Here is a 23,909-nt window from a genome sequence, read left to right on the forward strand (position 1 = left end):
TGTTGTGGTTGTGTTGGGGGTTAGAGGGCCAGCACCAGTTTCTTGCCCTTGGCACGTGAGCAGCAGCTCATCAGCCGATCCTGGCCGGCGCGCTCGGCGGCGGTGAGCACCTTGTCGCGATGATCGATTTCGCCCTCGATCACCTCGACCTGGCAGGAGCCACACAGCCCCTCTTCGCAGTCGCTGGGCACATCGACGCCGGAGGCACGCAGCGCCTGCAGCAAGGTGCGATCCGCCGCCACTTCGACCACCAGCTCGGAGTCGGCGAGCTCGACCTCGAAGGCATGCTCGTTCTGCGGATCCAGCAGCGCGCCTACGGCGGTGAAATGCTCCACGTGCAGGCTACCTTGCGGCCAGTGGGCGGTGCCGGCCTCCAGCGCGGCGAGCAGGCGCTCGGGGCCGCAGGCGTAGAGCAGCGTGCCTGCATCAGGCTCGGCAAGCAGCGAGGCGAGATCGAGCCGTGCGCCCTCATCCTTGGGATAGAGCCGCAGTGCCTCACCGTGGTCGCGCTCGAGCCGCTCGACGAAGGCCATGCTGGCGCGCGCGCGACCGGCATAGTGCAGTTCGAAGGACTTGCCCAGCCGCTTGAGGCGGTCGGCCATGGCGATGATCGGGGTAATACCGATACCGCCGGCGATCAGCACGTAGCGCTCGGCCGTCTCGTCGAGGCGGAAGTGGTTCTTGGGCCCGCGCACGCACAGCTCGAGCCCCTCGCGCACCGTGTCGTGGACCCAGCGCGAACCGCCGCGACCGGCTTCTTCGCGCAGCACCGCGATCTGCCAGTCGCCCGATGTCGGCGGGCCGCACAGCGAGTACTTGCGCGCCTCGCCGCCGGGCAGCACCACGTCGAGGTGTGAGCCCGACGTCCAGGCGGGCAGGTCACGCCCGGCCGGATCGGCCAGGGTCACGCCGAGCACCCCTTCGGCCTCGGGCTCGGCGCGGGTCACGCGGAGGCGCCGCACGATGGTGCGTGCCTCCGGGGCGCCGACGGGAAAGTCGCGCTGGGCGCTGCGTACCGCCGGGTCGCGGCGCTCCGGGTTCTGCGCCGGGTCCCAGCGCACCCACAGCGCCTCGGGACCGCGAAACGAGGTGTTGGGCAGGAAGGTGAACTCCTGCTCCTCGAGCTCAAGGTGCGGCAGGCGCCGGGTGAACTCCTCGAGGAAGATGCGCATCTCCATGCGCCCCAGGTTCTTGCCCATGCACTGGTGGCTGCCGTAGCCGAAGGTGAGGTGGTCGACGGCGTTGTCGCGGTAGATGTCGAGTTCGTCGGGGTTCTCGAAGTGGGCCGGGTCGTGGTTGGCCGAGGCGGTGACCATCAGGATCTTGCCGCCCTCGGGGATGGTCACGCCGCCCACTTCCACCTCGCGAGTGGCGATGCGCCGCCAGGCCACCACCGAACCGGAGTGGCGCAGACACTCCTCGGCCGCGGCGGGAATCAGCTCGGGATTGGCGCACAGCTCGGCCCACACCGCGGGGCGCGAGAGCAACTGGCGGAAGGCGTTGGCGGTGGCCAGCGCCGTGGTCTCGTGGGCGGCGACGATGATCGCCATCATCATCGAGTGCAGGTAGTTGTCGGTGACGACATCCGGCTTCTGCCGGTTCTTCTCGATCATGTCGTACATCCAGCCGTGGCCATGCGGCTGCTCCTGCATCTTCTTGAGTACCTGCCCGGAGTACTGCCAGAACTTGCCGACCCCCTCGGCCACCTCGACCTGCTGCTCCGGCGAGGGGCGGCCCCAGGTGTTGAGCGTGTGGGCCACCGAGAAGCGGCGCAGCTGCTCCATGTCCTCCTCGGGCACGCCGAGGAAGTGCAGCGCCACGGTGAGCGGCACTTCCCAGAACATCTCGGCCACCAGGTCGGCGCGGCCGCGCTCGACGATGGCATCGAGCTTCTCGCGCACCAGACGGCGCACCATCGGCGCATGGGCTTCCAGCGCCTCGGGAGTGAAGGCCTCCAGCAGCTCGCGGCGCCGCGCCATGTGGGCCGGCTCGTCCTCGTTCACCAGGGTACGGTTCATGCCGTAGTCGTAGCGCTCCAGCACCGCCTGGGCCTTGCGACTGGCCGGGGTGATCTTCTCCAGCGCGATCGACGGCGAGAAGGTGAGGTTGTCGCGGAAGATCGTCTTGATGTCGGCATAGCGGCTCACCACCCAATAGCCGAGCCTGGGGCTGTAGAACACCGGCTCCTGCTCGCGGGACCAGCGCAGCGCCTCGGCGGGGTCGAGCTGGTAGGGCGAGTCGAAGGGATCGAAGGCCGCCGCCTGCGCTGACACAGGGCAGCCGTTGGGCGCCATCGGCGATTCAGCGGCGGCGTGGAAGGGGCAGCCGCCTGCACCGTTGGTGGTCCGCTGTGTCGCTGATGTCATCAGGCCTCCCCAGGCTGTCGTCCGAGTCGTTCGAAGTCATTGCTGTGTTCGAAGTCATTGCTGGCATGCATGGCGCCGCTTTGCCATTCATGATTTACTTTTATCGCACAATTGATATCGTTTAACGAACACATGAGGGAACATAGGCAGTTTGTGTGGGGGCGTCAATCCCCGCCGGCTGCGCTACCATGCTCTGCCACCATCCACCGAGGGACGTCATTCGATGGCCACTACGTTGCAAACCCTGGATCGCGGCCTGCGCGCGCTCGAGATCGTCGCCGAGCACGCCGAGGGCATCAGCATTGCCGAGCTAGCCGAGCGTCTAGATGTGCATCGCGCCATCGCCTATCGCATCGTCACCACCCTGGAACAGCACGGGCTGGTGGCACGCTCCGCCGAGGGTCCGCTGCGCCTGGGGGCGGGTATTTCCCTGCTGGCGGCACGCTTCGAGCCGCAACTGCGCGCGGTGGCCCAGCCGCTGCTGCAGGCGCTGGCCAAGGCCACCCGGGCCACCGCTTTCGTCTCGGTGGCCCAGGGCGAGGAGTGCGTGGTGATCCTGGTGGCGGAGCCCGACGAGGGGCTGCTGCGGGTGGGCTACCGGGTCGGCAGCCGCCATCCGCTGTCGCTGGGGGCGGCGGGTATCGCCATTCTGGCCGGACGCCCGCCGCGCGCAGACGACAGCGAGGCGGTGCGTCAGGCCCGCAGCGACGGCTACAGCCTGACCCGCGGCCAGCTGCAACTCGGCGCAGTGGGAGTGGCCAGCCCCGTGGCCACGCCGCAGTTCCGCCCCGGGGTGGAGGCCTGCGTGGGCGTGGTGGCGATGGACGATCTCGACACCGAACGGGCCATACGCGAAGTGAAGGCTCACGCCCATCAGTTGGCCGAGCTGCTCGGTCGCTGAGGGGCACACCGTCGCGGCCCGTGAAGCCCGGCTCCGGTAGCGTTACACTACGCACCATCCTCCGCCGCCACCTTCGAGGCCCTCGATGAGTCGCCACCTGCTCTCCGTCGATTCCCTGACCCGCGATAGCGTCAACCACCTGATGCATGTCGCCGCCCGCATGGAACCCATCGCCCAGCGCCGTCAGGTGACCCGGGTGCTGGAGGGCGCCGTGCTCGGCAACCTCTTCTTCGAGGCCAGCACCCGTACCCGGGTCAGCTTCCACGCCGCCTTCTGTCGCCTGGGCGGCAGCGTATGCGACACCACCGGTTTCACCTTCTCCTCCATGGCCAAGGGCGAATCGCTCTACGACACCAGCCGAGTGATGAGCGGCTACTGCGATGCCATCGTCATGCGCCACCCCGATCAGGGCTCGGTGGCCGAGTTCGCCGCCGCCACCCACGTGCCGGTGATCAACGGCGGCGACGGGCCCGGCGAGCACCCCAGCCAGGCGCTGCTCGACTTCTACACCATCGACAAGGAGTTCACCCGGCTGGGCAAGAAGCTCGCCGGCGCCCATGTGCTGCTTACCGGCGATCTCAAGTACGGGCGCACCGTGCACTCGCTGATCAAGCTGCTGTCGCTCTACGATCCCATGCGCATCACCCTGGTGGCGCCACCGGGACTGGAGATGCCCGACTACCTCATCGACCTGGTCGCCTCCCGCGGCCACCGCGTCGAGCAGCGCACCAGCCTGGCCGACGACTATGCGGACGTGGACGTGGTCTACACCACGCGCATCCAGAAGGAGCGCTTCACCGCCGAGATGAGCGAAGGCTTCAGCCTGTCGCGGGACTTCACCGTCGACCGCGCCTTCATGGACAAGCGCTGCGGCCGCGACACCATCGTCATGCACCCGCTGCCACGCGACAGCCGCTCGGAGGCCAACGACCTCGACGTGGATCTCAACGGCGACCCGCGCCTGGCGATCTTCCGCCAGACCGACAACGGCATCCCGGTGCGCATGGCGATCTTCGCCACCCTGCTGCAGGTGGACGAGCTGATCGAGAAGGACCTGCGTCCGGTCCGCTGGTTCGTGCCCGAGCGGGTGGGGGTGGACGACAGCGCACTCTGACGATGCTGCAACCAACGCTGGGCATCGCTATGCTGTTCAGTACCGAGTAATGTAAGAGAGCACGAATAACAACGGCGTTGCCGCCCACGGCAACCGTAGAGAGGAGATGTGACGCATGACTCTGGAACGCGCTTACATATTGCTGGCGGTCTTCTACAGCGCCCTGGTGGCGATCGGTGCCATCGCCCTGCTGGTGGGTGGCGGCCCGGTCTGGGGCGTGGCGATACTGCTGCTCGGTGCCCTGGTGGCCGCCGGCCTGTGGGGCCACACCCTGGGCAAGCCGGTGATGAACCCTCGGATGTGGCGCCCGCTGGCGGGCATTCTGGCCGCCGGCTTCGTTCTGCAGCTGTTCGCCGTGTTCTCGCTCTCGCTCTCCGGGGCCGAGCTCACCTGGCTGCTCACCGGTGCCATCTTCTCCGTGCTGCCGGCTATCATGCTGTTCCAGTACGGGGAGCGGGACCAGGAAGTGTGGGCCACGCCCGAGGAGTGCGAGGGCGGCAAGATGCTGCGTGAGCTACTGGCCAGACAGCGCGAGCTGGTGCTGGAAAAGCAGGAGGCCGACCGCCAGGCCACGGTCAAGTTGACCAAGGAGGGCGACACCTACCGCGCCAGCGTCACTCGCGGCAACGGCGTCGAGGTGGAGCGTTTCGAAGAGCGGTTCGCCTGCCCCGCCACCCTGGCCTTCTTCGTCATCAAATACACCTGCATCTCGGTCAAAGACATCGCCGCCCAGTATGACGAGGAGCGCGCGCTGACGACCTGAACAGGACGACGGTTCGCTGCTCGGTCAACGCTCCGGCAGCCCCTCCTTACGGGCGAACCAGCTCTCGAGGATCAAGACGGCAGCAATGCCGTCGACGCCGTCGTCGCGGTAGCTCTTGGCGGGATTGCGCAGCAGCCCGGACTCCCGCGCGATGGCCTTGGCCTCACGGGTGGAGCCGCGCTCGTCGACCATTTCGCAGGGTTTGCCGTAGCGCCCGTAGAGCCGCTTGCCGAACTTGCGCGCCCTGGCGCTCATCGCCGATTCGCTGCCGTCCATGTTGAGCGGCAGCCCGACCACGAACAGGTCCGGTTGCCACTCCTCGACCAGCCGCGTGACGACGTTCCAGTCGGGGATGCCGTCGCGGGCCGGCAGCGGCTCGAGCTGGCGGGCGCTGGCGAGCAGCTCGTTGCCCACCGCCACGCCGATACGGCGGGTGCCGAAGTCGAACGCCAGGATCAGGCGCTTTCCCGCAGCGGTCATCAGGAGTGCCCGGCTTCCCGTGACATCAGATTGAGATCCACGCCGAGAATGCCGGCGGCCGCACTCAGGCGCTGCTCGGCCGGTACCTTGAACAGGATATCGCCCTCCGCCTCGACGGTGAGCCAGGCGTTGTCCTTCAGCTCCTGCTCGAGCTGACCCGCCTCCCAGCCGGCGCAGCCCAGGCACACCAGGAACTCCTCGGGGCCGCGGCCGGCGGCCAGCGCCAGCAGGATGTCCATGGAGGTGGTCAGGGCGATGTCGTCCTCCACCTGGATGCTGGAGTCCCACGGGGTACTGGAGCCACGATGCAGGATGAAGCCGCGGTCCTTGTGGGTCGGGCCGCCGTAGTAGACCGGCGCGTTGCGATGCGGGCTTTCATCGCCTTCGAGCTCGAGCTGCTCGAACAGCGCATCCAGGGTGATCTCCAGCGGGCGATTGACGATCACGCCCATGGTGCCGTTCTCATCGTGGTCGCACAGATAGCTGAGGCTGCCGGCGAAGTTGGGATCTTCCAGGTGCGGCATCGCCAGCAGGAAATGACCTCTCAAGCCTAGGTTTTGCACGGATTGCATGGGACTCCCGGGCGGTGGGCAGTCGCCCTAGCGCACGCCACCGAAATGATTGCCTTGCCCGAACCGCCAGACGCGGGTGATGGAGAGACTGTCGAGCTCCCCCATGCTGCCGTCGAAGGGCCGGTAGGGCCCGGCACCGTGCACGGTATCCAGCGCCGCCTGATCGAGTTCGGTATGTCCTGAGGATTGTACCACCTCCGCCTGGCGAAGCTGACCATCTCGACCAATCACCACCCGAATGCGCAGTTGGCCGTGCAGGTGGCTCGGTGCGGGATGCACCCGATTGCCGTAGTCCTCGACGCGGCGGGTCCAGTCGTCGATGTAGCGCGCCTCGGCGGCCCGCTGTGCCGCGCTGCGCGGCGCGTCGTCGGCCGACCCGGCCAGGTGCTGGTCGAGCCCCTGCTGACGAATGCTGCTGGTGGCCTGGGCCAGCAGGTCGCGCCCCGATGCCGAAGGCGCCGCAACGGCCGGTTCCGATGGCGACTCGGACGACTGAGGTGCGCTCTCGCGTGGCTCCGCCGCAGGCTGGACCGGGCGTTCCTGCGCGGCGTCGGTGGGCGCCTCGTCGACCGCCTCGGGCTCGGTGGCGGAGCGCTCCGCCGGCTCGGCCTCGGCCGGTGTGGTGGGGTCCACGGCGCTCTCCGTCACCTCGAGCACCGGCAGCTCGTCGAGCGGTGCCGCACGCTGCTCGGCAGGCGCTTCCTCGGCCTGCTCGCCGGCGGCCTGCTGGTCCGCCTCGGCAATGGCCTGCGCCTCCTCGGGCGTCTCGGCCGGGCGGGTCACCAGCACCACGTCCAGGCTGGTGCGCTCCGCCGGCGCCGGGGCGAACTGCCAGCTTGCCACCAGCCCGATCACCAGCAGGTGCAGCAGCAGCGCGACCGACAGCGCCAGCCAGCGGCGATAGGGCCGCGTGACCGGGGCATAGTGGATCGGGTCGCTGATCGGGGCCACCATGGGTGGGCTGGGTCCTCCGGTATCTCTCGGCGATTCGTTCAGCGCTGGGCCAGGCGCCGCTCGATGGCATCCATCAGCAGGCCGGCGATGTCGGTCCCGCGCTGGTCGTCGATCTCGCGCACGCAGGTGGGGCTCGTCACGTTGATCTCGGTGATGTAATCGCCGATCACGTCGAGGCCGACGAACATCAGCCCCTTCTCGCGAATCATCGGCTGCACCTGCTCGATCAGCCAGTGATCGCGGGCGGTCAGCTCGCGGCTGACACCGGTGCCGCCAGCCGCCAGATTGCCACGGGTCTCGCCGGCCATGGGCACCCGGGCCAGGCCGTAGGGTACCGGCTCGCCGTCCACCAGTAGAATGCGCGTGTCGCCATCCTTGATCTCGGGGATATAACGCTGGGCCATGATCTGGCGCTGGCCACGTTCGGTCAGCGTCTCGATGATGGCGCCCAGATTGCGCCCCTCGGGCTGCACGTGGAAGATCCCGCTGCCGCCCATGCCGTCCAGCGGCTTGAAGATCACGTCGCGGTGCTCGGCGTGGAAGGCGCGCAGTACCGCTTCGCTGCACGACACCACGGTGGGCGTGCAGCACTGCGGGAACTGCTGGGCGAACAGCTTCTCGTTGCACTCCAGCAGCGCCCGTGTGGGATTGACCACCAGCACGCCCTCGCGTTCCGCAAAGCCCAGCAGGTGCACGGCATTGAGGAAGTGTGCGTCGACCGGCGGGTCCTTGCGCATCAGGATCACGTCGAGTTCGGCCAGCGGGCGCTCCTCCGGAGCCCCCAGCGCATACCAGTCGTCCGGGTTGCGGAAGGCGGCGAGGTCGCGCATGCGTGCATGAGCGCGGCCATCGCGCAAGTAGAGATCTTCCTGTTCCATGTAGTGCAGCGACCAGCCACGCTGCTGTGCCGCCCACAGCATGGCCAGGGTGGTGTCCTTCTTGTAGGTGAGGTGGGCAATGGAGTCCATCACCACCCCTACCCGCAGGGATCGTGCGCTCGTCTGTCGGCTCATCGGCAGCGTTCCATCATGATCGGGGAAATGAGCGCAGTATGACGCAGGCTTCCCGGCAACACCAAGGCGGCTTGACACGGCACGGGGGCGCCTCTATTTTAGTTTCAAATGAAACTAAAAAGACAAGAGCAGGCCCTGACGTTCCCCAGCCCACCACCGCGAGCCCCCGTCATGATCCAGATCCAGCAGATTCACCACGTCGCCTATCGCTGCCGCGACGCCAAGGAAACCGTCGAGTGGTACCAGGACAAGCTCGACATGGAATTCCTGGTCGCCATCGCCGAGGACCGCGTGCCCTCCACCAAGGCACCCGACCCCTACATGCACCTGTTCCTGGATGCCGGCAACGGCAACATCCTGGCCTTCTTCGAGCTGCCCAACTCCCCCGAGATGGGCCGCGACCCCAACACCCCCGAGTGGGTGCAGCACATCGCCTTCCGCGTGGCCGACGAAGCGGCCCTGCTGTCAGCCAAGGAGCAGTTGGAGAGCAAGGGGGTGGAGGTGGTCGGCCCCACCGAGCACGGCATCATCCGCTCGATCTACTTCTTCGACCCCAACGGCCATCGCCTGGAGCTGACCTACGTGAAGGGCACGCCGGAGCAGATGCGCCAGCTCAAGGAGGTGGCGCCGGCGATGATCGAGGAGTGGTCGAAGACCAAGCGCGCGCCCAAGCATGCCGCCTGGCTGCACGAGGAGGAGTTCAAGGCGCTCGACTGAGCGCCTCATTCAAGCCGAACTCAGGACGGAGCTGCAGTGGCCCCCGGCACCAGGCGGATGCCGTGGGCCTCGATGACGATCAGGCGCCGCTTGTAGAGCCGCCCGATGGCCTGCTTGAAGGCGTTCTTGCTCACCCCCAGGCGAGTCTTGATCGCGGCGGCGTCGCTGCTGTCGGAGAGCGGCAGATAGCCGCCGCTCTCGCGCAGCGCCTTGAGCACCTGTTCACCCACCACGTCGAGGCGCGCCGGCCCCGGCGGCAACAGCGAGAGGTCCAGACGCCCATCGTCGCGCACCCGCTTGACGTAGCCCTGGGTACGCTGCCCACGCCGCAGCGGCCGGGTGACGTCGTCGCGATAGAGCAGCCCCCAGTAACGGTGGTTGACCACCACCTTGTAGCCGAGATCGGTGGCGTCGGCGACGATCAGCTCGACCTCGTCGCCCGGCGTCAACCCCGTCGCCTCGTCCTGCACGAAACGGTCGAGCTTCTGCGATGCCACCGGCCGCCCCTGCTGATCCTCGTAGAGCCGCACCAGCACCCGCTTGCCCGGCGTGGGCCGGAAGCGCTGCTCGCCGAAAGGCAGCAGCACGTCGCGCGGGTGGCCCCAGTCGAGAAAGGCGCCGGTCTCGTTGACCGTGACCACCTCCAGATAAGCCACCTCGCCAATCTGGGCCTTGGGCACACGTGAGGCACGCTCGCGCGTACCGGACGCGGTGGGCCGAGAAGATGTCGGGCGACCCTGGCGGCGATCGTTGGGGGGAGAGGCCATGACAAACTCCGCGTCGATTTGCGGTCATTATGGTGCTTGCCGAGGCGTGAGCAAGCCTGAAGGTCAAAAGTCGCCGAAGCGATACTGCAGCAGCGACAGCGCCACTACCGGCGCGGTTTCGGTGCGCAGGATGCGCGGACCGAGGGTGAGCGGGGCGAAGCCAGTGGCCTTGGCGCTTTCGACTTCGGCCTCGGCAAGCCCGCCTTCGGGGCCGATCAGCAGCGCGGCGTCGGTGGGCGTGTCGGCCTGCTCGAGCGCCCTCGCCGTGCCCGGATGCAGCACCAGCCGCAGCGTCTCGTGGCGCTGGTCGAGCCATTTGGCCAGCGGCTTCGGCGAATGCACGGTGGGCACCACGGCACGACCGCACTGCTCGCAGGCGCTGACGGCAACCGCCTGCCAATGGGCCAGCTTCTTGGCTTCGCGCTCGCCCTTGAGGCGCACGTCGCCGTGCTCGGTATAGAGCGGCGTGATGGCGGCCACGCCCAGCTCGACGGCCTTCTGGATGGCGTAGTCCATGCGGTCGCCCTTGGAGATCGCCTGGCCCAGGTGCACCGCCAGCGGCGACTCGCCGTGGCCTGCCTCGACGGCCTCCACGCGGGCCACCACGCGCTTGCGCCCGGCCTCGACCAGCACTGCCCGGGCCTCAAGACCGGCGCCGTCGAACAGGCGCACCGGCGCGCCCTCGCTCATGCGTAGCACCCGAGCCAGGTGGTGCGCCGGTCCTTCGGGCAGAACGACGTCGCCGCCGACGGTAAAGTCGGCGGCGACGTGAATGCGTGGCGCAGAGGACACGGCGAGCCTGCCCTTACTGGGTGGTCTGCTCGCCCTGCTGCTGGGCCTGCTCGGCCTCGCGCTTCTTCTTCTGGGCGAAGATCGCCTCGAAGTTGACCGGCGCCAGCATCAGGGGCGGGAAACCGCCGCGGTTGACCAGGTTGTCGATGCACTCACGAGCGTAGGGGAACAGCACGTTGGGGCAGAAGGCGCCCAGGGTGTGCTCGAGCTGAGCTCCCTCGATGCCGCTGATGCGGAACAGGCCGGCCTGCTCGATCTCGGCCAGGAAGGAGGTGGTGCCTTCCTCGCTGTGACGCACCTGAGCGGTCACCTTGATCGACACCTCGTAGAGATCCTCGCCGACCTTGCGGCTGCTGGTGTTCAGATCCAGGCCGACCTTGGGCTTGAACGGCTGCTGAAAGACCGCCGGCGAGTTGGGCGCCTCGAAGGAGATGTCCTTGACGTAGATGCGCTGCACGGCGAACTGAAGCTGCTGCTTCTGCTGGTCGGCGGCGGCCTGGTTGCCGCCGGCGGCGTTCTGGCTGTTCTCTTCGGCCATGAGAAGATTCCTTTTACGTTCACTTACGTCTTGTGTGTTGGCTATTTCTTGACCATCGGCAGGCCGTCGGCCTGCCACTGCATCATGCCGCCCTTGAGCTTGAAGACCCGTGAGAAGCCGGCCTTGGCCAGCTTGGCCACGGTGATGCCGGAAGACTGGCCGCTCTTGCACACCACGATGATCGGCTTGTCCTTGAGCTTCTCGAGCTCCTTCATACGCTCGTCGACCTTGCTCTGGGGAATGTTGCGCGCCCCGGCGATATGGCCGGCCTTGAAGTCGCCCGCCTCGCGGGTATCGACCACGACGGCATCCTCACGATTGATCAGTTGGGTCGCCTGGGAGGACGTCACGCCGCTGGCGGCACTGTTGCGGGTCTCGTAGATGATCCAGGCGGTCAGCACCATGAGGAAGGCGCCCACCAGAAGCGGGTGATTCTGCACGAATTCGAACAGCTGATCGATCATGGGTCCGGCACACTCTTTGTCGGAAATAGCGAGAATATCGGTAGGGTAGGGCACCCGAAAGGCGAGAGTATACACCATGCGGCAATGCCCCGCGGCAACGCCGCCGCCAACGTGTCGGGGTCATGACGCTCGCCTGACCGTGCGTTATGATGCCGCAAGCCGACTCAAGTCGCGACCCCCGTCGTCCAGGAGCCTGTCTCGCCGCGCTCTTCACCACCTAGCCCGACCGGCGCGGACAGCCTCCCGGACGGCCCGCTGTCGCGCCCACCACGCTCAAGAGGCTTTTTACCCCGATGACGACTCAGACCGCCCCACGTCCCGTTGCGCTGATCATTCTCGATGGCTACGGCCACAATCCCGACCCCACCGACAATGCCGTGGCTGCCGCACACACGCCCAACATGGACCGCCTGTGGCAGCAGCAGCCCCACGCGCTGCTGCATACCGACGGCAAGTACGTGGGCCTGCCCGAGGGGCAGATGGGCAACTCCGAGGTGGGGCACATGAACCTGGGCGCCGGCCGGGTCGTTTATCAGGAGCTCACCCGCATCTCCAAGGCTATCGAGGATGGTGATCTCGACCTCATTCCCGCCCTGACCGATAGCATCGATGCCGCGGTGAGCGCCGGCCGCGCCGTGCACCTGCTGGGCCTGCTCTCGCCGGGCGGCGTGCACAGCCATGAGGATCACATCCTGGCCATGGCCGAGCTGGCCGCCCGCCGCGGCGCCCAGCGCATCTACGTGCACGGCTTCCTGGACGGCCGCGACACCGCGCCGCGCAGCGCCCTGGCCTCCATCGAACGCACCAATGCGCGCCTCGCCGAGCTGGTCGGCGCCGACAACGGCTTCGTCGCCTCCATCGTCGGTCGCTACTTCGCCATGGACCGCGACAACCGCTGGGACCGCGTCGAGAAGGCCTATCGGCTGCTCACCGAGGGCGTCGGCGAATTCGAGGCCTCCAGCGCCGAGCAGGGGCTGCGGGACGCCTACGAGCGCGGCGAGAACGACGAGTTCGTCTCGGCCACCGTGATCCAGACGGAGCAGGGGCCGGCCAGCATCGCCGATGGCGATGCTGCCATCTTCATGAACTTCCGCGCCGACCGCGCCCGTGAGCTGACCCGCGCCTTCGTCGAGGACGGCTTCAGCGGCTTCGAGCGGCGCGTGTGCCCGACGCTTGCCGGCGGCAGCCTGGTCACCCTGACCCAGTACGCCGCCGACATTCCCGCCCCGGCCGCCTTCCCGCCGGCAGACCTGCACAACACCCTGGGCGAAGTGATGGAGCAGCGCGGCCTGACCCAGCTGCGCATCGCCGAGACCGAGAAGTACGCCCACGTCACCTTCTTCTTCTCCGGCGGCCGCGAGGCCGAGTTCGAAGGCGAGACCCGCGTGCTGGTGCCCTCGCCCCAGGACGTCAAGACCTACGACGAGAAGCCCGAGATGAGCGCCGTGGAAGTGACCGACCGCCTGGTGGAGGCGATCGACTCGGGCCGCTACGACCTGATCGTGTGCAACTACGCCAACGGCGACATGGTCGGCCATACCGGCGACTTCGACGCCGCGGTGAAGGCCATCGAGGCGGTCGACGCCTGCGTCGGCCGGGTGGTGGAAGCCATCGAGCGCGCCGGTGGCGCCGGCCTGATCACCGCCGACCACGGCAACGCCGAGCAGATGGTCAACCCCGCCACCGGCGTGGCCCAGACCGCCCACACGACCTTCGAGGTGCCGCTGATCTACGTCGGCCCCGACGCCGTGAAGCTGCTCGACGACGGCCGCCTGTGCGATATCGCACCGACGCTGCTGACCATGATGCACCAGCCGATTCCCGAGGAGATGAGCGGTCGGGTACTGATCGAGCCGGCATGATCATCGTCTGCGAGCACCACCGGCCATGAGGCGAGCCCGACGGCAACCGCAACGGGCCTTGACCGTCGCCCTGCTCCTGCTGTCGGGTCTGGTCTGGCTCGGGCCGGGGCTGGCCGGGGCACAGGCCCAGCCCAGCGAACGTGAGGCCCAGGAGCGTCTCGACGCCATCGGCAGCGAGATCCAGGCGCTGAGTCGGCGCCTGGGCCAGACCCGCGAGGCCCAGGACGAGGCCAGCCGCGAGCTGCGTCAAGTGGAGACGGCGCTCGGCGAGACCCACCGCCGGCTGGACGGCATCCAGGCCGATCGCCGCAGCCTCGCCGACGAACTTGCCGCACTGGAGTCCGCCCGCGACGAGCTGCAGGTCGAGCGGGCCGAGCAGGTCGAGATGCTCAATGCCCAGCTCGATGCCCTCTATCGCCTGGGACTCACGCCGCAGCTGAAGCTACTGCTCAACCAGGACGACCCGGCCCGCCTCGACCGCCTGCAGACCTATCTCAACCATCTGGCCCGGGCGCGCAACGAGCGCCTCGACGAGATCGCCCGCCTCGATGCCGAACTGGCCGAGAACCGGCGCGAGCGGGAGGCCCGCGGTCGGCAGCTCGATGCCTTGGCCGACGAGCTGGAAACCCGCAGCAGCGAGCTGGCCGAGCGCATGGCCGATCGTGAGCGTCTGGTGGCGGAGCTCGGCGCGCGCTACAGCGACGAGCAGTCGCGCATGGCACGCCTCGACCGTGACCGCAGCGAGGCGGAGCAGGTGCTCGAGCGGGTGCGCGAGGAGCTCGCCCGCATGCAGCGCCCACCGCCTTCCACCGCCATCGAGCGCACCCGCGGCGACCTGCCCTGGCCGGTGCAGGGCAATGTGACCTCGAACTATCGGCGCGGCGACGGCGTTCACTACAACGGCATCCTGATCGAGGCCCGCGAGGGCACGCCGGTGGCAGCCGTGCATGCCGGCCGTGTGGTCTTCGCCGACTGGATGCGCGGCTTCGGCAACCTGCTGATCATCGACCACGGCGACAACGTGATGACACTGTATGCCCATCTGCAGCACTTCGACGCCGAAGTCGGCCGGGCCGTCTCGCGCGGCGACTCGCTCGGCGCGGTGGGCAACAGCGGCGGCCTCGGCACGCCGGCCCTCTACTTCGAAGTCCGCCGCAACGGCGACCCCATCGACCCCCAGGCCTGGATGGCACGAAGATGAACCGTGGTGTTTCACAAGCTCCTGGCCACGGGCTATGCTGGACAGCCTCGCCTCGTAACAGCGGAGTTAGCATGTCTTCACGTACCGCCCGCCGACCTTCCGCCGCCAGCCGAACGATGAGTGCGCTAGCGTCGGCAACGCTGTTGATGCTGGCCCTGGCCGCTCCGCCGGCCCTTGCCCAGTCCTCTGCCGTGGACGAGCTGCCGCTGGAGGACATCCAGACCTTCGCCGAGGTGTTCGAGCGCATCAAGCGCGCCTACGTGGACGAAGTGGACGACAGCACCCTGCTACGGAATGCCATGCGCGGCATGCTCAGCGAGCTCGATCCGCACTCCGCCTACCTCGACCGGCGCGAATTCCAGAGCCTGCGCGAGTCCACCGAGGGCGAATTCGGCGGTATCGGCATTGAGGTCGGCCTGGAAGAGGGGCGTCTGACCGTCATCACGCCGATCGACGACACGCCCGCTTCCCGCGCCGGTCTGCAGGCCCGCGACGTGATTCTGGAGATCGACGGTAATCCCACCGAGCGCCTGTCGCTGCAGGAGTCGGTGACCCTGATGCGCGGCGAGCCCGGCAGCCAGATTCGCCTGAGCATCCTGCGCAGCGGCCAGGAGGAGGCGCTCGACGTCACCCTGACTCGCGAGATCATTCGTACCGAGAGCGTGCGCAGCGAGATGTTGGAGCCGGGCTACGGCTACCTGCGGGTCAGCCAGTTCCAGAGCCGCAGCGGCGAGCAGGTCAACAACGCCATTCGCCGCATGGAGCGCGACGGCCCGCTGCAGGGCCTGGTACTCGATCTGCGCAACAACCCGGGTGGCGTACTGCAGGCCGCCGTCGCCGTGGCCGACGCCTTCCTGCAGAGCGGCCTGGTGGTCTACACCGAGGGGCGCCTGCCGGACACCCAGATGCGCTTCTCCGCCAGTCGTGAGACGGCCGCCCCCGACGTGCCGCTCGTGGTGCTGATCAACGGTGGCAGCGCATCCGCCGCGGAAATCGTTGCCGGCGCGCTGCAGGACCAGCGCCGCGGCGTGATCATGGGCACCGAAAGCTTCGGCAAGGGCTCGGTGCAGCAGGTGATGCCGCTGGGCAACGGTGAAGGGCTGAAGCTGACCACGGCGCTCTACTACACGCCCAACGGCCGCTCGATCCAGGCCATGGGCATCGAGCCCGACGTCAGGGTGGTGCGCGGCCGCCTGGAAGTGACCGAGAGCAGCCGTCAGCTGCGCGAAGCGGACCTGGAGGGCCATCTGCGCTCGCGCAGCGAGCCGCGCGCCATGACCCAGGAGATGACCGAGCGGCTGCGCGAGGACTACCAGCTCGGCGAAGCGCTCAACCTGTTGAAGGCGCTCAACGTGCTCGAGCGCCGCTAGGCTATTGTTGAAGGTTGAACGGTCTGATGGTTGAACGGGCTGAGGGTTAACGGACCACAGGGAGCCGGCTGCACTTGCCGGCTCCCTGCGTCCAGAGTCAACGACAGGAGGCCGGCAGCCGCCCCCGCTCGCCGATGGCCTGACGCATCAGCAGGCGCTTGATCGGCACCAGGCGATCAACCCCGGAAAGTCCCAGGTTACGGGACAGAGTCACCAGCGGGTGACGGGTGCCGAACAGCAGCCGGAAGCCGTCCATCAGCGCCAGCATGGCGCCGTTGTCGCCGCGCCGGCGCCGCGCATAGCGCGCCAGCATTCGCGGTTCGCCCAGGTCGATGCCACGCCGCCGCGCCGTGACGAGTTCTTCGGCCAGCACCGCCACATCCATCAATCCCAGATTCACCCCCTGGCCCGCCAGCGGGTGAATGCTGTGCGCCGCATCGCCCACCAGGGCGAAGCCGGGCTGCACGTAATCCTGTGCGTGACGCTGGGTGAGCGGCACCGATACCGCCCGGTCGACGACCTCCACCGCTCCCAGGCGCGCCTCGAAGGCGACCTCGAGCGCCTGCCCCAGCGCCTTGGCATCGAGTGCCGTGAGCCGCTCGGCTTCCTCGGGGGTGGTCGACCAGACGATCGAGCAGTAGTGCGGGTCGCCGTCGATGGTCAGCGGCAGGAACGCCAGCGGGCCGCTGTCACGGAACACCTGGCGCGCCACGCCACCATGACCCCGTTGGGTACGCACCGTCGTAACCACGGCCACGTGACCGGTGTCCCGGGCCTCCACGCCGATGCCCGCCATCTCGCGCAGCGGCGACTGGGCACCATCGGCGGCCACCACCAGCGGTGCAGTGAGATGGCGGCCATCCTCGAGCAGTACGCTGCGCTCGGCGCCCATCTCTTCGAGCCCGGTCACGCGCCTGCCCAGCTCGACGCAGACCGTGGGCAGCTCGGCCAGACGCCGCTCCAGCGCGGCCAGCACCACGTCGTTCTCGACGATATGGCCCAGCACCGGCACGCCGGCCTGCTCCGCCGAGAAGTTGACCTCGCCGCTGCCCTCGCTGTCCCACACCTGCATGAAGCGATAGGGCGTTACCCGGCGCGCCGCCATCCACGGCCAGGCGCCGAGCCCCTCCAGCAGACGCTGGGAGATCGGCGTCAGGGCGCTGACACGAAGCGCCGGCCTGCCCGTGCCCACCGCCTCGGCGGCCAGCGGCTCGGGGCGCGCATCGAGCAGCGCCACGCTGACGCCCGCCTGCCCCAGCAGCGCCGTCAGGGCAGCTCCCACCATGCCGCCACCGACCACGATCACCTCGAATCGGGCCGCCGTCGGCCGTGCCGTTTCCGTCATTGCTCGCTCACTCGTGAGTGCCTCTTTGGCGTTACCGTCGTCAGACGTGAAACTCGTGCTTCCACTGCCACCCCGGCCTCAGCGCTCCAGCTCATCGCTCCAACCTCATCTCTCCAACCCCATGGCCCGGCGCGCCAGCCCCCGGCGCAGCGGACCGAACAGGTTGAGGCCCACCAGCCCGGCCGCTCGGGCGTGGGCCAGCAGGCCGCTGTCGATGCCGAACAGGCGTACCAGGCCATCGCTGAAGCGTATCACCTGATGGCGGTCGACGATGCGCCTGGCCTCGAAGTCGCGCAGCGTCAGCATGCCGCCCAGCGACTCGCCGCTGGCCAAGGCCTGTTCGAGCGCAGCCGTCAGGTCGGTCACGCCGCGCAGCGCCAGGTTGAAGCCTTGCCCCGCGACCGGGTGCAGCGAGTGGGCGGCGTTGCCCAGCACCGCCAGGCCGGGCCGTATCGTCTCCTTGGCGGTGACCAGGCTCAGCGGATAGGCATGACGGCTGCCGACCCGGCGGAAGCGCCCGACGCGGTCGCCGAAGGCCTGCTGCAGCTCGGCGAGAAAATCGCCGTCGCCAAGCGCGAGGTGGGCCGCTTCCCGCCCGGCAGGCAGGGTCCAGATCAGCGCCATCTGCTGGCCCGGCAGCGGCAGCAGGGCGATGGGCCCCTCGCGGGTGAAACGCTCGTAGGCGATACCGTCGTGAGGGCGGCTGATCTCGACATTGGCGATCAGCGCCACCTGGTCGTAGGACGCCGAGTCGCTGGCGATGCCCAGTTGCTCCTTGAGCCCCGAGCGGCCGCCGTCGGCCAGCACCGTCAATGCCGCCCGCAGCGTACAGCCATCGGAGAGGGTGAGTCGATGCCCGTCACCCTCGGGCACGATCGCCTCGACGCCGGCCGGGCAGTGCCACTCGATGGGCAGCTCGGCCAGGCGGCGATGCAGCACCTGCCCCATCCAGGCGTTGGGCAGTACGTAGCCCAGCGCCGGCTGATCGAGCTCGGCGGCGGTGAGCCGGGTCACCCCCAGACGCCCCCTTTCGCTGACATGAATACGCCGGATGGCAGCGGCCTGCTCGGCCATCTCTTGCCACAGGCCCATGGCGCGAAAGCGCTCCGCCGAGCCCTGGGCAATGGCACTGGAACGCGCATCGAAGCTGGGCTGCCACGCCGTGTCCGCCAGCTCGGGCATGGGAGCGGCCTCGATCACGGTCACCGACAGCCCATGGCGCTCGATCAGCGGCGCCAGAGCACAGGCCAGACTGGCCCCCACCAGGCCGCCGCCGACGATGGCGACATCCACCTGACGCGTAGCAACCGGCGTCATGAGGCCAGACCCGTGCTACAGCCTGCCGTTTCGTAACGTAAATTACGTAATATCATGAAGGAAACGTCCTTTACTGGTTACTTGCTAGCCATCAACGCCTCGATATCGGCCACCCGCTTTGGCACTTCGCCAGTCAGCACCTCGCATCCCTCGGCCGTCACCGCCACGTCGTCTTCGATACGAATGCCGATGCCACGATAGGGCAGCGGGATGTCGTCATCGGCCGGCACGTACAGCCCGGGCTCCACCGTCAGCACCATGCCCGCTTCCAGCGGCCGCGGCTTGCCATCGAGGCGATAGTTGCCCACGTCGTGCACGTCGAGCCCCAGCCAGTGCGAGGTCGAGTGCAGATAGAAGCGCTTGTAGCTTTCGTCCTCGATCCGCGCTTCCACTTCGCCCTGGAGCAGGCCCAGGCGGATCAGCCCGGCCGTGAGGTCGCGCACCACGCCATCATGGATTTCGACCAGGGTCACGCCGGGGCGAACGGCGGCCACGGCGCGCTCCTGGGCGGCCAGCACCAACTCGTAGAGCTCGCGCTGGGCCTCGCTGAAGCGACCACTAACGGGAAAGGTGCGGGTGATGTCGCCGGCATAGAGGTCGAACTCGACGCCGGCATCGATCAGCACCAGCTCGCCGTCACGCAGCGGCTCGCTATTCTCGATGTAGTGCAGCACACAGGCGTTGGCGCCGCCACCCACGATGCTGGCGTAGGCCGGGCCGCTGCCGCCATGCCAGCGGAACTCATGTTCCAGCTCGGCCAGCAGGTGGTATTCGGCCAGACCGGGGCGGGCTGCCTGCATCGCTCGCCGATGGGCACACGCCGAGATCCTGGCCGCGTGACGCATCAGGGCGAGTTCGCCCTCGCTCTTGATCAGGCGCATTTCGTGCAGCAGCGGAGCGAGATCGACATAGCGCTGCGGCGGGCAGGCGCCGCGCCGCACTCGCCCGGCCAGGCGCTCGCGTATCTCATCGGCCAGCGCCATGCTCTCGGCGTCACCGAGCATCAGATAGAGACTGGTGCGCCCATCGAGCAGACTCTCCAGCCGTTCGTCGCGCTCGGCGTTCTCGAAAGCTTGATCGACCCCGAGCTCGCGCACCGCGCCCTCGGCGCCCAGGCGAATGCCGTTCCAGGCTTCGAGGCTCGGGTCGCGGTCCTGGCAGAACAGCACGCTTTCGCCTTCGCTGCGGCCCGGCAGCAGCAGCAGCAGGGCGTCGGGCTCGGCAAAGCCGGTGAGGTAGTGAAGGTCGCTGTTCTGACGGAAAGGGTAGTCGCTGTCGCGCGAACGGGTGACCAGACCGGCGCCGGGCAGCAGCACGGCGCCGTCGGTCAGCAGCTGCGCCATCAGCGCCTGGCGGCGGGCGCGGTATTCGTCGTTGCCGATCGGCTCGGGGCGGGGAAGGGGGGCGGGCAGCATCGTGGCTCCTTGCGTGCTCCGGATGGATGGGGACGGTTCGGGTTCAGTGCCGGGTAGGCTCGCCGTTCTCCACCTGCGGCTGACCGGGATGCTGTTCGGTATAGAGCAGCATGGCGGCCATGCGTGCATGCTCGGTCAAGGCGAACAGGTCGTTCTCGTTCTCGGCGCTATCGTCGATGTCGGTCTCGATGACCGCAAGCCCGGTCAAGTCCTCGATGGCCTCGCGCAACGCCTGGGACCAGTCTTCGCGCTTGGCCTCGTCGGCATCGTCGATGACTTCGAGGAAGCCGAGCGTCCACTCCTGCAGGCCCCGAGCACGTTCGGCCAGCGAGAAGAGCTCGTCGGGCAGCAGCGGCTCGTAGTTGAGGCCGCTGTCAGCCAGCGCTTCGAGGCTCTGCCGGCGCCAGGCCAGCAGCGTCTCGCCGCTTTCGCGATCGCGGGGCTGCTCGACGCCGAGCCCCAGGCACACCTCTTCGAGCCAAGCTTCGGCGGTGACGTCGTGTAGCGCCAGCTCGGCGCACAGCCGGCCATCGAGAAAGGCCGGCGACTGCATACTGCCATGATGCAGGAAGAGGTCGGCCAGGGTGGAAAAATCCAGGCGTTCATCGGGCGAAGACATGCAATGGCACCTCTTGAGAATCGCGGTGAGAGGCCTGATGCCGGCGGCGCTGCGTTGACCGCCTGCGAAGGGCTCTCTTATAGTGGATGATCGAATTGATGTGTCTTGATTCGCCGATGTTAACGCATCGGGCCGACAAGCCGACACCGGAGCCCTCCATGAGCGATGACGCCACTCGCCCCACCGCCCAGGTGACCCTGCTGGGAAGGCACTACGTGTTCGCCTGCAACCCCGGCGAAGAGCGCAAGCTGGAGCGGGCCGCGCGCTATCTGGATCGCGCCATGCACGGTATACATTCGCAGAACAATCTGCTGGCCAGTGAGAGCGTGGCGCTGATGGCCGCGCTGAACATCGCCCACGAGCTGCTCGAGATCCAGGATGCCCGGCGTGACGAGGAGCAGCAGTTGGGGCAGCTCAGCGAACGCCTGGAGCGAGCCATGGCGAGCGCTGCCCTGGGTAACAGAACTCCTGCCGAATGACGTTGGACGCACCCGACAGCTCTGTTAGGATGAAGGTGTTCCCTGGGGTGTTGGCCAGTCGTTGAAGTCCCTCGAGCCTATGAGCAATACCCAGGGCGGCCATTAGCTAGCCGGACCCGTGTGCATGTCCGTGCGTCGGAAAGCCTGACGGTTCGGCTGCGGCCACCCACCTTGAACCAAGGGTTCAAGGGCCAGAACGACAGCGGCATTCTGGGGAACCTCACCTTGCCATGAATCTTCCTATTGACGCTCTCAGCGCCGATGCCTTCTCTTCTCGTCGTGAGCTACGCCAGGAGCTGAGACGCCGACGCCGGGCTCTGAGCCCACGCCAGCGCCAGCAAGCCGATCGCGCCCTGTGTCAGCGACTGAAGCAGCTGCCCGAACTGCACCGGGCCAGGCGCGTAGCGCTCTACCTGCCCAACGATGGCGAGATCGATCCACGACCGCTCATCGCCTGGCTCGACCGACGCGGGGTTCGCATTTACCTGCCGGTGTTGAAGCCACTCTCGGACAACAGCCTGTGGTTCGTCCACTACCACCCGGGCACGCCCATGCGGCGCAATCGCTTCGGCATTCCCGAGCCCCATACCCGCCATGGCGCGCATCGCGCTCGCCGCATGCAGGCCTGGGCGCTGGATCTGATCCTGCTGCCGCTGGTGGGTTTCGACGACCAGGGCCAGCGCATGGGCATGGGTGGCGGCTTCTACGACCGCAGCCTGGCTTTCACCCAGCGGCCCGGCCCGCGGCCGACATTGATCGGCCTGGCCCACGACTGCCAGCGGGTGGACCGCCTGCCGGCAGCCCCTTGGGACGTACCGCTGGACGCCATCGTCAGTGATACCCGGGTCGTGCGCCCCTGAGCCTCGCGATGCCCAATTAAAAAAAGGGCGTAAAAAAACCGGCCGAAGCCTGGCTTCGACCGGTTTCATTGCTTTCGGATCCTGCGCTATCTGATCATGGCACTGCCTGCCGACTCAGCCGCCTGTAAGCGCCTGGGCGTAACCGGTGACGACGACACCAATGCCAAAGGCCAGCACCAGTGCCATGACCAGATCGGGCTTACGCTTCATTGTTACCAGCTCCTGACGTTCCCGTGATTGTACCGTGACGGCGGCAGCCGCGACTGCGCCGACTATAGGGCTTGGCAGGTGTTGATGACAACCGCTTGAAGCGACGATTACAAAAAGAAACCCATGCCACTTCTCGCCTTTGCCGTAAGTCAGCGCTCACCCCACGGTTTTTTCGAGTATCAGGCCATGAACAGCCGATAGGCGTCGTTGTCCGACTCCTTCCAGTAGCGATAGCCGATCTCGTCGAAGTGCTCCTCGACGTGGGAGCGATCGCCGTTGGGAATCTGCATGCCGACCAGTACGCGACCGAAGGCAGCGCCGTGGTTGCGGTAGTGGAACAGCGAGATGTTCCAGTCCTGGGGCAGGTGGGTGAGAAAGTTCATCAGCGCCCCGGGGCGCTCGGGGAACTCGAAGCGGTAGACCTCCTCGTCGAAGTGCTCCTTGGGCCGGCCGCCGCCGAGATGGCGAATGTGCAGCTTGGCCAGCTCGTTGTCGGTGAGATCGACCACCGGGTAGCCGGCTTCACGCAGCTTTTCGATCACCGCCTGACGATCTTCGCCGTCCGGCTTGACCTGCACGCCGACGAAGATGTGCGCCTCCTCGGGGTCGGCATAGCGGTAGTTGAACTCGGTCACCATGCGCTTGCCGATGGTGCGGCAGAACTTCTTGAAGCTGCCGGGACGCTCTGGGATGGTCACGGCCAGGATCGCTTCGCGCTGCTCGCCGAGTTCGGTGCGCTCGGCGATGTGCTGCAGGCGGTCGAAGTTGGTATTGGCACCGGAATTGATGCACAGCAGGGTCTGGCCCTCGACGCCGGTCTGCTGGATGTACTTCTTCAACCCGGCCAGCGACAGCGCCCCGGAGGTCTCGGATACCGCCCGGGTGTCGTCGAAGATGTCCTTCACCGCTGCGCACATCTCGTCGGCGTTGACGGTGATGACGTCATCGATCAGGTCGCGCACGATCTTGAACGGTATCTTGCCGATCTGCGCCACCGCCACGCCCTCGGCGAACACCCCGACCTGCTCCAGGGTCACGCGCTTGCCGGCGGCCAGCGCCGCCTTGAGGCAGGCGCTGTCCTCGGCCTCGACGCCGATCACCTTGATGTCCGGGCGCAGGTACTTGACGTAGGCCGCCACGCCGGCGATCAGCCCGCCGCCGCCCACCGGCACGAAGATCGCGTCGAGCGGCCCGGTGTGCTGACGCAGGATCTCCACCGCCACGGTGCCCTGGCCGGCGATGACGTCGATGTCGTCGAAGGGCGGGATGTAGGTGTAGCCGTGCTCGGCCATCAGCTCCTGGGCATGCTCAGCGGCGGCGGCGAAGGCGTCGCCCTTGAGCACCACCTTGGCGCCCCGGGCGCGCACCGCCTGGACCTTGATCTCCGGGGTGATGCGCGGCATGACGATCACCGCCTTGACGCCCATCAGCTTGGCCGCCATGGCCAGCCCCTGGGCATGGTTGCCGGCCGAGGCGGCAATCACGCCCTTGGCCTTCTGCTCCTCGGAGAGCTGCGCCATCTTGTTGTAGGCGCCGCGAATCTTGAATGAGTAGACCGGCTGCAGGTCCTCGCGCTTGATCAGGATCTGGTTGTTGAAGCGCCGTGACAGGAAGGGGGCCGGGGAAATGGGCGTTTCACGGGCCGCTTCGTAGACGTGGGCCTGGAGGATCTTCTTGACGGTAGCTTCGAGCATCCTGACGTTTCCAAGGGTGGCGCAGAGGGGCGGCAGCCTGTGCTGCACTGCAGAGAACCCCTATAGGTAGCATTCTCGGCGCCTCGCCGTCCAGCT

23 protein-coding genes and 1 other RNA gene are annotated in these 23,909 nt (G+C 67.6%); 10 read left to right on the forward strand and 14 right to left on the reverse strand.

Annotation, left to right across the window (positions count from 1 at the left end; genetic code table 11):
* Nucleotides 1–20 precede the first annotated feature (20 nt).
* Nucleotides 21–2,366 carry a cytochrome P450/oxidoreductase gene (locus tag HOP53_RS18120; protein ID WP_234271303.1) on the reverse strand — a complete coding sequence of 782 codons (2,346 nt, stop codon included), beginning with the start codon at nt 2,364–2,366 and terminating at the stop codon, nt 21–23.
* A 223-nt stretch (nt 2,367–2,589) separates the two neighbouring features.
* Between HOP53_RS18120 and HOP53_RS18125 the strand changes: the two genes are divergently transcribed.
* From HOP53_RS18125 to HOP53_RS18135, 3 genes are all read left to right on the forward strand, one after another.
* Nucleotides 2,590–3,267, forward strand: coding sequence for an IclR family transcriptional regulator (locus HOP53_RS18125; protein ID WP_234271304.1), 678 nt, complete (start codon nt 2,590–2,592; stop codon nt 3,265–3,267).
* Nucleotides 3,268–3,352: 85 nt separating this feature from the next.
* Nucleotides 3,353–4,381 carry an aspartate carbamoyltransferase gene (pyrB, locus tag HOP53_RS18130; protein WP_234271305.1) on the forward strand — a complete coding sequence of 343 codons (1,029 nt, stop codon included), beginning with the start codon at nt 3,353–3,355 and terminating at the stop codon, nt 4,379–4,381.
* 115 nt (nt 4,382–4,496) lie between these two features.
* Nucleotides 4,497–5,144 carry a hypothetical protein gene (locus HOP53_RS18135; protein ID WP_234271306.1) on the forward strand — a complete coding sequence of 216 codons (648 nt, stop codon included), beginning with the start codon at nt 4,497–4,499 and terminating at the stop codon, nt 5,142–5,144.
* Between the two features lie 24 nt (nt 5,145–5,168).
* On the opposite strand, the gene ruvX is transcribed toward HOP53_RS18135, so the two are convergent.
* Genes ruvX through gshB form a run of 4 tightly spaced genes read right to left on the reverse strand, consistent with a single transcriptional unit; the run spans nt 5,169 to nt 8,163 of the window.
* A complete protein-coding gene (gene ruvX / locus HOP53_RS18140) occupies nt 5,169–5,624 on the reverse strand; it encodes a Holliday junction resolvase RuvX (protein ID WP_234271307.1) in 456 nt (151 codons plus the stop codon).
* Nucleotides 5,624–6,196, reverse strand: coding sequence for a YqgE/AlgH family protein (locus tag HOP53_RS18145; protein ID WP_234271308.1), 573 nt, complete (start codon nt 6,194–6,196; stop codon nt 5,624–5,626). The genes ruvX and HOP53_RS18145 overlap by 1 nt, the downstream gene beginning before the upstream one ends.
* Before the next feature lie 27 nt (nt 6,197–6,223).
* Nucleotides 6,224–7,150: an energy transducer TonB gene (locus tag HOP53_RS18150; RefSeq protein WP_234271309.1), complete on the reverse strand. Its 927-nt coding sequence runs from the start codon at nt 7,148–7,150 to the stop codon at nt 6,224–6,226.
* A 38-nt stretch (nt 7,151–7,188) separates the two neighbouring features.
* On the reverse strand, nt 7,189–8,163 hold the full coding sequence (gene gshB / locus HOP53_RS18155) for a glutathione synthase (protein WP_010626048.1): 975 nt from the start codon (nt 8,161–8,163) through the stop codon (nt 7,189–7,191).
* 171 nt (nt 8,164–8,334) lie between these two features.
* Between gshB and HOP53_RS18160 the strand changes: the two genes are divergently transcribed.
* Nucleotides 8,335–8,880, forward strand: coding sequence for a VOC family protein (locus HOP53_RS18160; protein WP_010626047.1), 546 nt, complete (start codon nt 8,335–8,337; stop codon nt 8,878–8,880).
* Nucleotides 8,881–8,900: 20 nt separating this feature from the next.
* Here HOP53_RS18160 and HOP53_RS18165 read toward each other — a convergent pair whose 3' ends face one another.
* The 4 genes from HOP53_RS18165 to HOP53_RS18180 all read right to left on the reverse strand — a co-directional run bounded on the left by HOP53_RS18165 (nt 8,901) and on the right by HOP53_RS18180 (nt 11,441).
* A complete protein-coding gene (locus HOP53_RS18165) occupies nt 8,901–9,647 on the reverse strand; it encodes a CvfB family protein (protein WP_234271310.1) in 747 nt (248 codons plus the stop codon).
* Between the two features lie 63 nt (nt 9,648–9,710).
* On the reverse strand, nt 9,711–10,439 hold the full coding sequence (locus tag HOP53_RS18170) for a 16S rRNA (uracil(1498)-N(3))-methyltransferase (RefSeq protein ID WP_234271311.1): 729 nt from the start codon (nt 10,437–10,439) through the stop codon (nt 9,711–9,713).
* A gap of 13 nt (nt 10,440–10,452) precedes the next feature.
* Nucleotides 10,453–10,977, reverse strand: a complete 525-nt coding sequence (gene secB / locus HOP53_RS18175; RefSeq protein ID WP_010626035.1) for a protein-export chaperone SecB — start codon at nt 10,975–10,977, stop codon at nt 10,453–10,455.
* A gap of 41 nt (nt 10,978–11,018) precedes the next feature.
* Nucleotides 11,019–11,441, reverse strand: a complete 423-nt coding sequence (locus HOP53_RS18180; RefSeq protein ID WP_234271312.1) for a rhodanese-like domain-containing protein — start codon at nt 11,439–11,441, stop codon at nt 11,019–11,021.
* Between the two features lie 293 nt (nt 11,442–11,734).
* Between HOP53_RS18180 and gpmI the strand changes: the two genes are divergently transcribed.
* The 3 genes from gpmI (at nt 11,735) to HOP53_RS18195 (ending at nt 15,874) form a co-directional block, all read left to right on the forward strand.
* Complete coding sequence (gene gpmI, locus HOP53_RS18185) at nt 11,735–13,303, forward strand: 2,3-bisphosphoglycerate-independent phosphoglycerate mutase (protein WP_234271313.1); 1,569 nt, start codon at nt 11,735–11,737, stop codon at nt 13,301–13,303.
* 58 nt (nt 13,304–13,361) lie between these two features.
* Nucleotides 13,362–14,504 (forward strand): murein hydrolase activator EnvC family protein, encoded by a 1,143-nt coding sequence (locus HOP53_RS18190; protein ID WP_234271314.1) that lies wholly within the window; start codon nt 13,362–13,364, stop codon nt 14,502–14,504.
* A 71-nt stretch (nt 14,505–14,575) separates the two neighbouring features.
* Nucleotides 14,576–15,874, forward strand: a complete 1,299-nt coding sequence (locus tag HOP53_RS18195; RefSeq protein WP_422677625.1) for a S41 family peptidase — start codon at nt 14,576–14,578, stop codon at nt 15,872–15,874.
* A 97-nt stretch (nt 15,875–15,971) separates the two neighbouring features.
* Here the strand turns inward: HOP53_RS18195 and HOP53_RS18200 are convergent, their stop codons facing one another.
* The 4 genes from HOP53_RS18200 to HOP53_RS18215 all read right to left on the reverse strand — a co-directional run bounded on the left by HOP53_RS18200 (nt 15,972) and on the right by HOP53_RS18215 (nt 20,570).
* A complete protein-coding gene (locus tag HOP53_RS18200; protein WP_234271315.1) occupies nt 15,972–17,219 on the reverse strand; it encodes a UbiH/UbiF/VisC/COQ6 family ubiquinone biosynthesis hydroxylase in 1,248 nt (415 codons plus the stop codon).
* A gap of 105 nt (nt 17,220–17,324) precedes the next feature.
* Nucleotides 17,325–18,536 carry a 2-octaprenyl-6-methoxyphenyl hydroxylase gene (gene ubiH, locus HOP53_RS18205; RefSeq protein WP_234271316.1) on the reverse strand — a complete coding sequence of 404 codons (1,212 nt, stop codon included), beginning with the start codon at nt 18,534–18,536 and terminating at the stop codon, nt 17,325–17,327.
* A 77-nt stretch (nt 18,537–18,613) separates the two neighbouring features.
* Entirely contained in the window at nt 18,614–19,951 is a 1,338-nt protein-coding gene (gene pepP, locus HOP53_RS18210; RefSeq protein ID WP_234271317.1) for a Xaa-Pro aminopeptidase, read from the reverse strand.
* A gap of 43 nt (nt 19,952–19,994) precedes the next feature.
* Nucleotides 19,995–20,570, reverse strand: coding sequence for a UPF0149 family protein (locus HOP53_RS18215; RefSeq protein WP_234271318.1), 576 nt, complete (start codon nt 20,568–20,570; stop codon nt 19,995–19,997).
* Between the two features lie 158 nt (nt 20,571–20,728).
* Here HOP53_RS18215 and HOP53_RS18220 point away from each other — a divergent pair, with 158 nt between their 5' ends.
* The 3 genes from HOP53_RS18220 (at nt 20,729) to HOP53_RS18230 (ending at nt 21,909) form a co-directional block, all read left to right on the forward strand.
* Entirely contained in the window at nt 20,729–21,049 is a 321-nt protein-coding gene (locus HOP53_RS18220; protein WP_234271319.1) for a cell division protein ZapA, read from the forward strand.
* 36 nt (nt 21,050–21,085) lie between these two features.
* Nucleotides 21,086–21,270: non-coding RNA, 6S RNA (gene ssrS, locus HOP53_RS18225), on the forward strand.
* Nucleotides 21,271–21,279: 9 nt separating this feature from the next.
* On the forward strand, nt 21,280–21,909 hold the full coding sequence (locus tag HOP53_RS18230; protein WP_234271320.1) for a 5-formyltetrahydrofolate cyclo-ligase: 630 nt from the start codon (nt 21,280–21,282) through the stop codon (nt 21,907–21,909).
* A 389-nt stretch (nt 21,910–22,298) separates the two neighbouring features.
* Here the strand turns inward: HOP53_RS18230 and ilvA are convergent, their stop codons facing one another.
* Nucleotides 22,299–23,813 (reverse strand): threonine ammonia-lyase, biosynthetic, encoded by a 1,515-nt coding sequence (gene ilvA, locus HOP53_RS18235; protein WP_234271321.1) that lies wholly within the window; start codon nt 23,811–23,813, stop codon nt 22,299–22,301.
* Nucleotides 23,814–23,909 lie beyond the last annotated feature (96 nt).

The sequence above is a fragment of the Billgrantia ethanolica genome, from assembly GCF_021404305.1.
Lineage (GTDB): Bacteria > Pseudomonadota > Gammaproteobacteria > Pseudomonadales > Halomonadaceae > Halomonas > Halomonas ethanolica.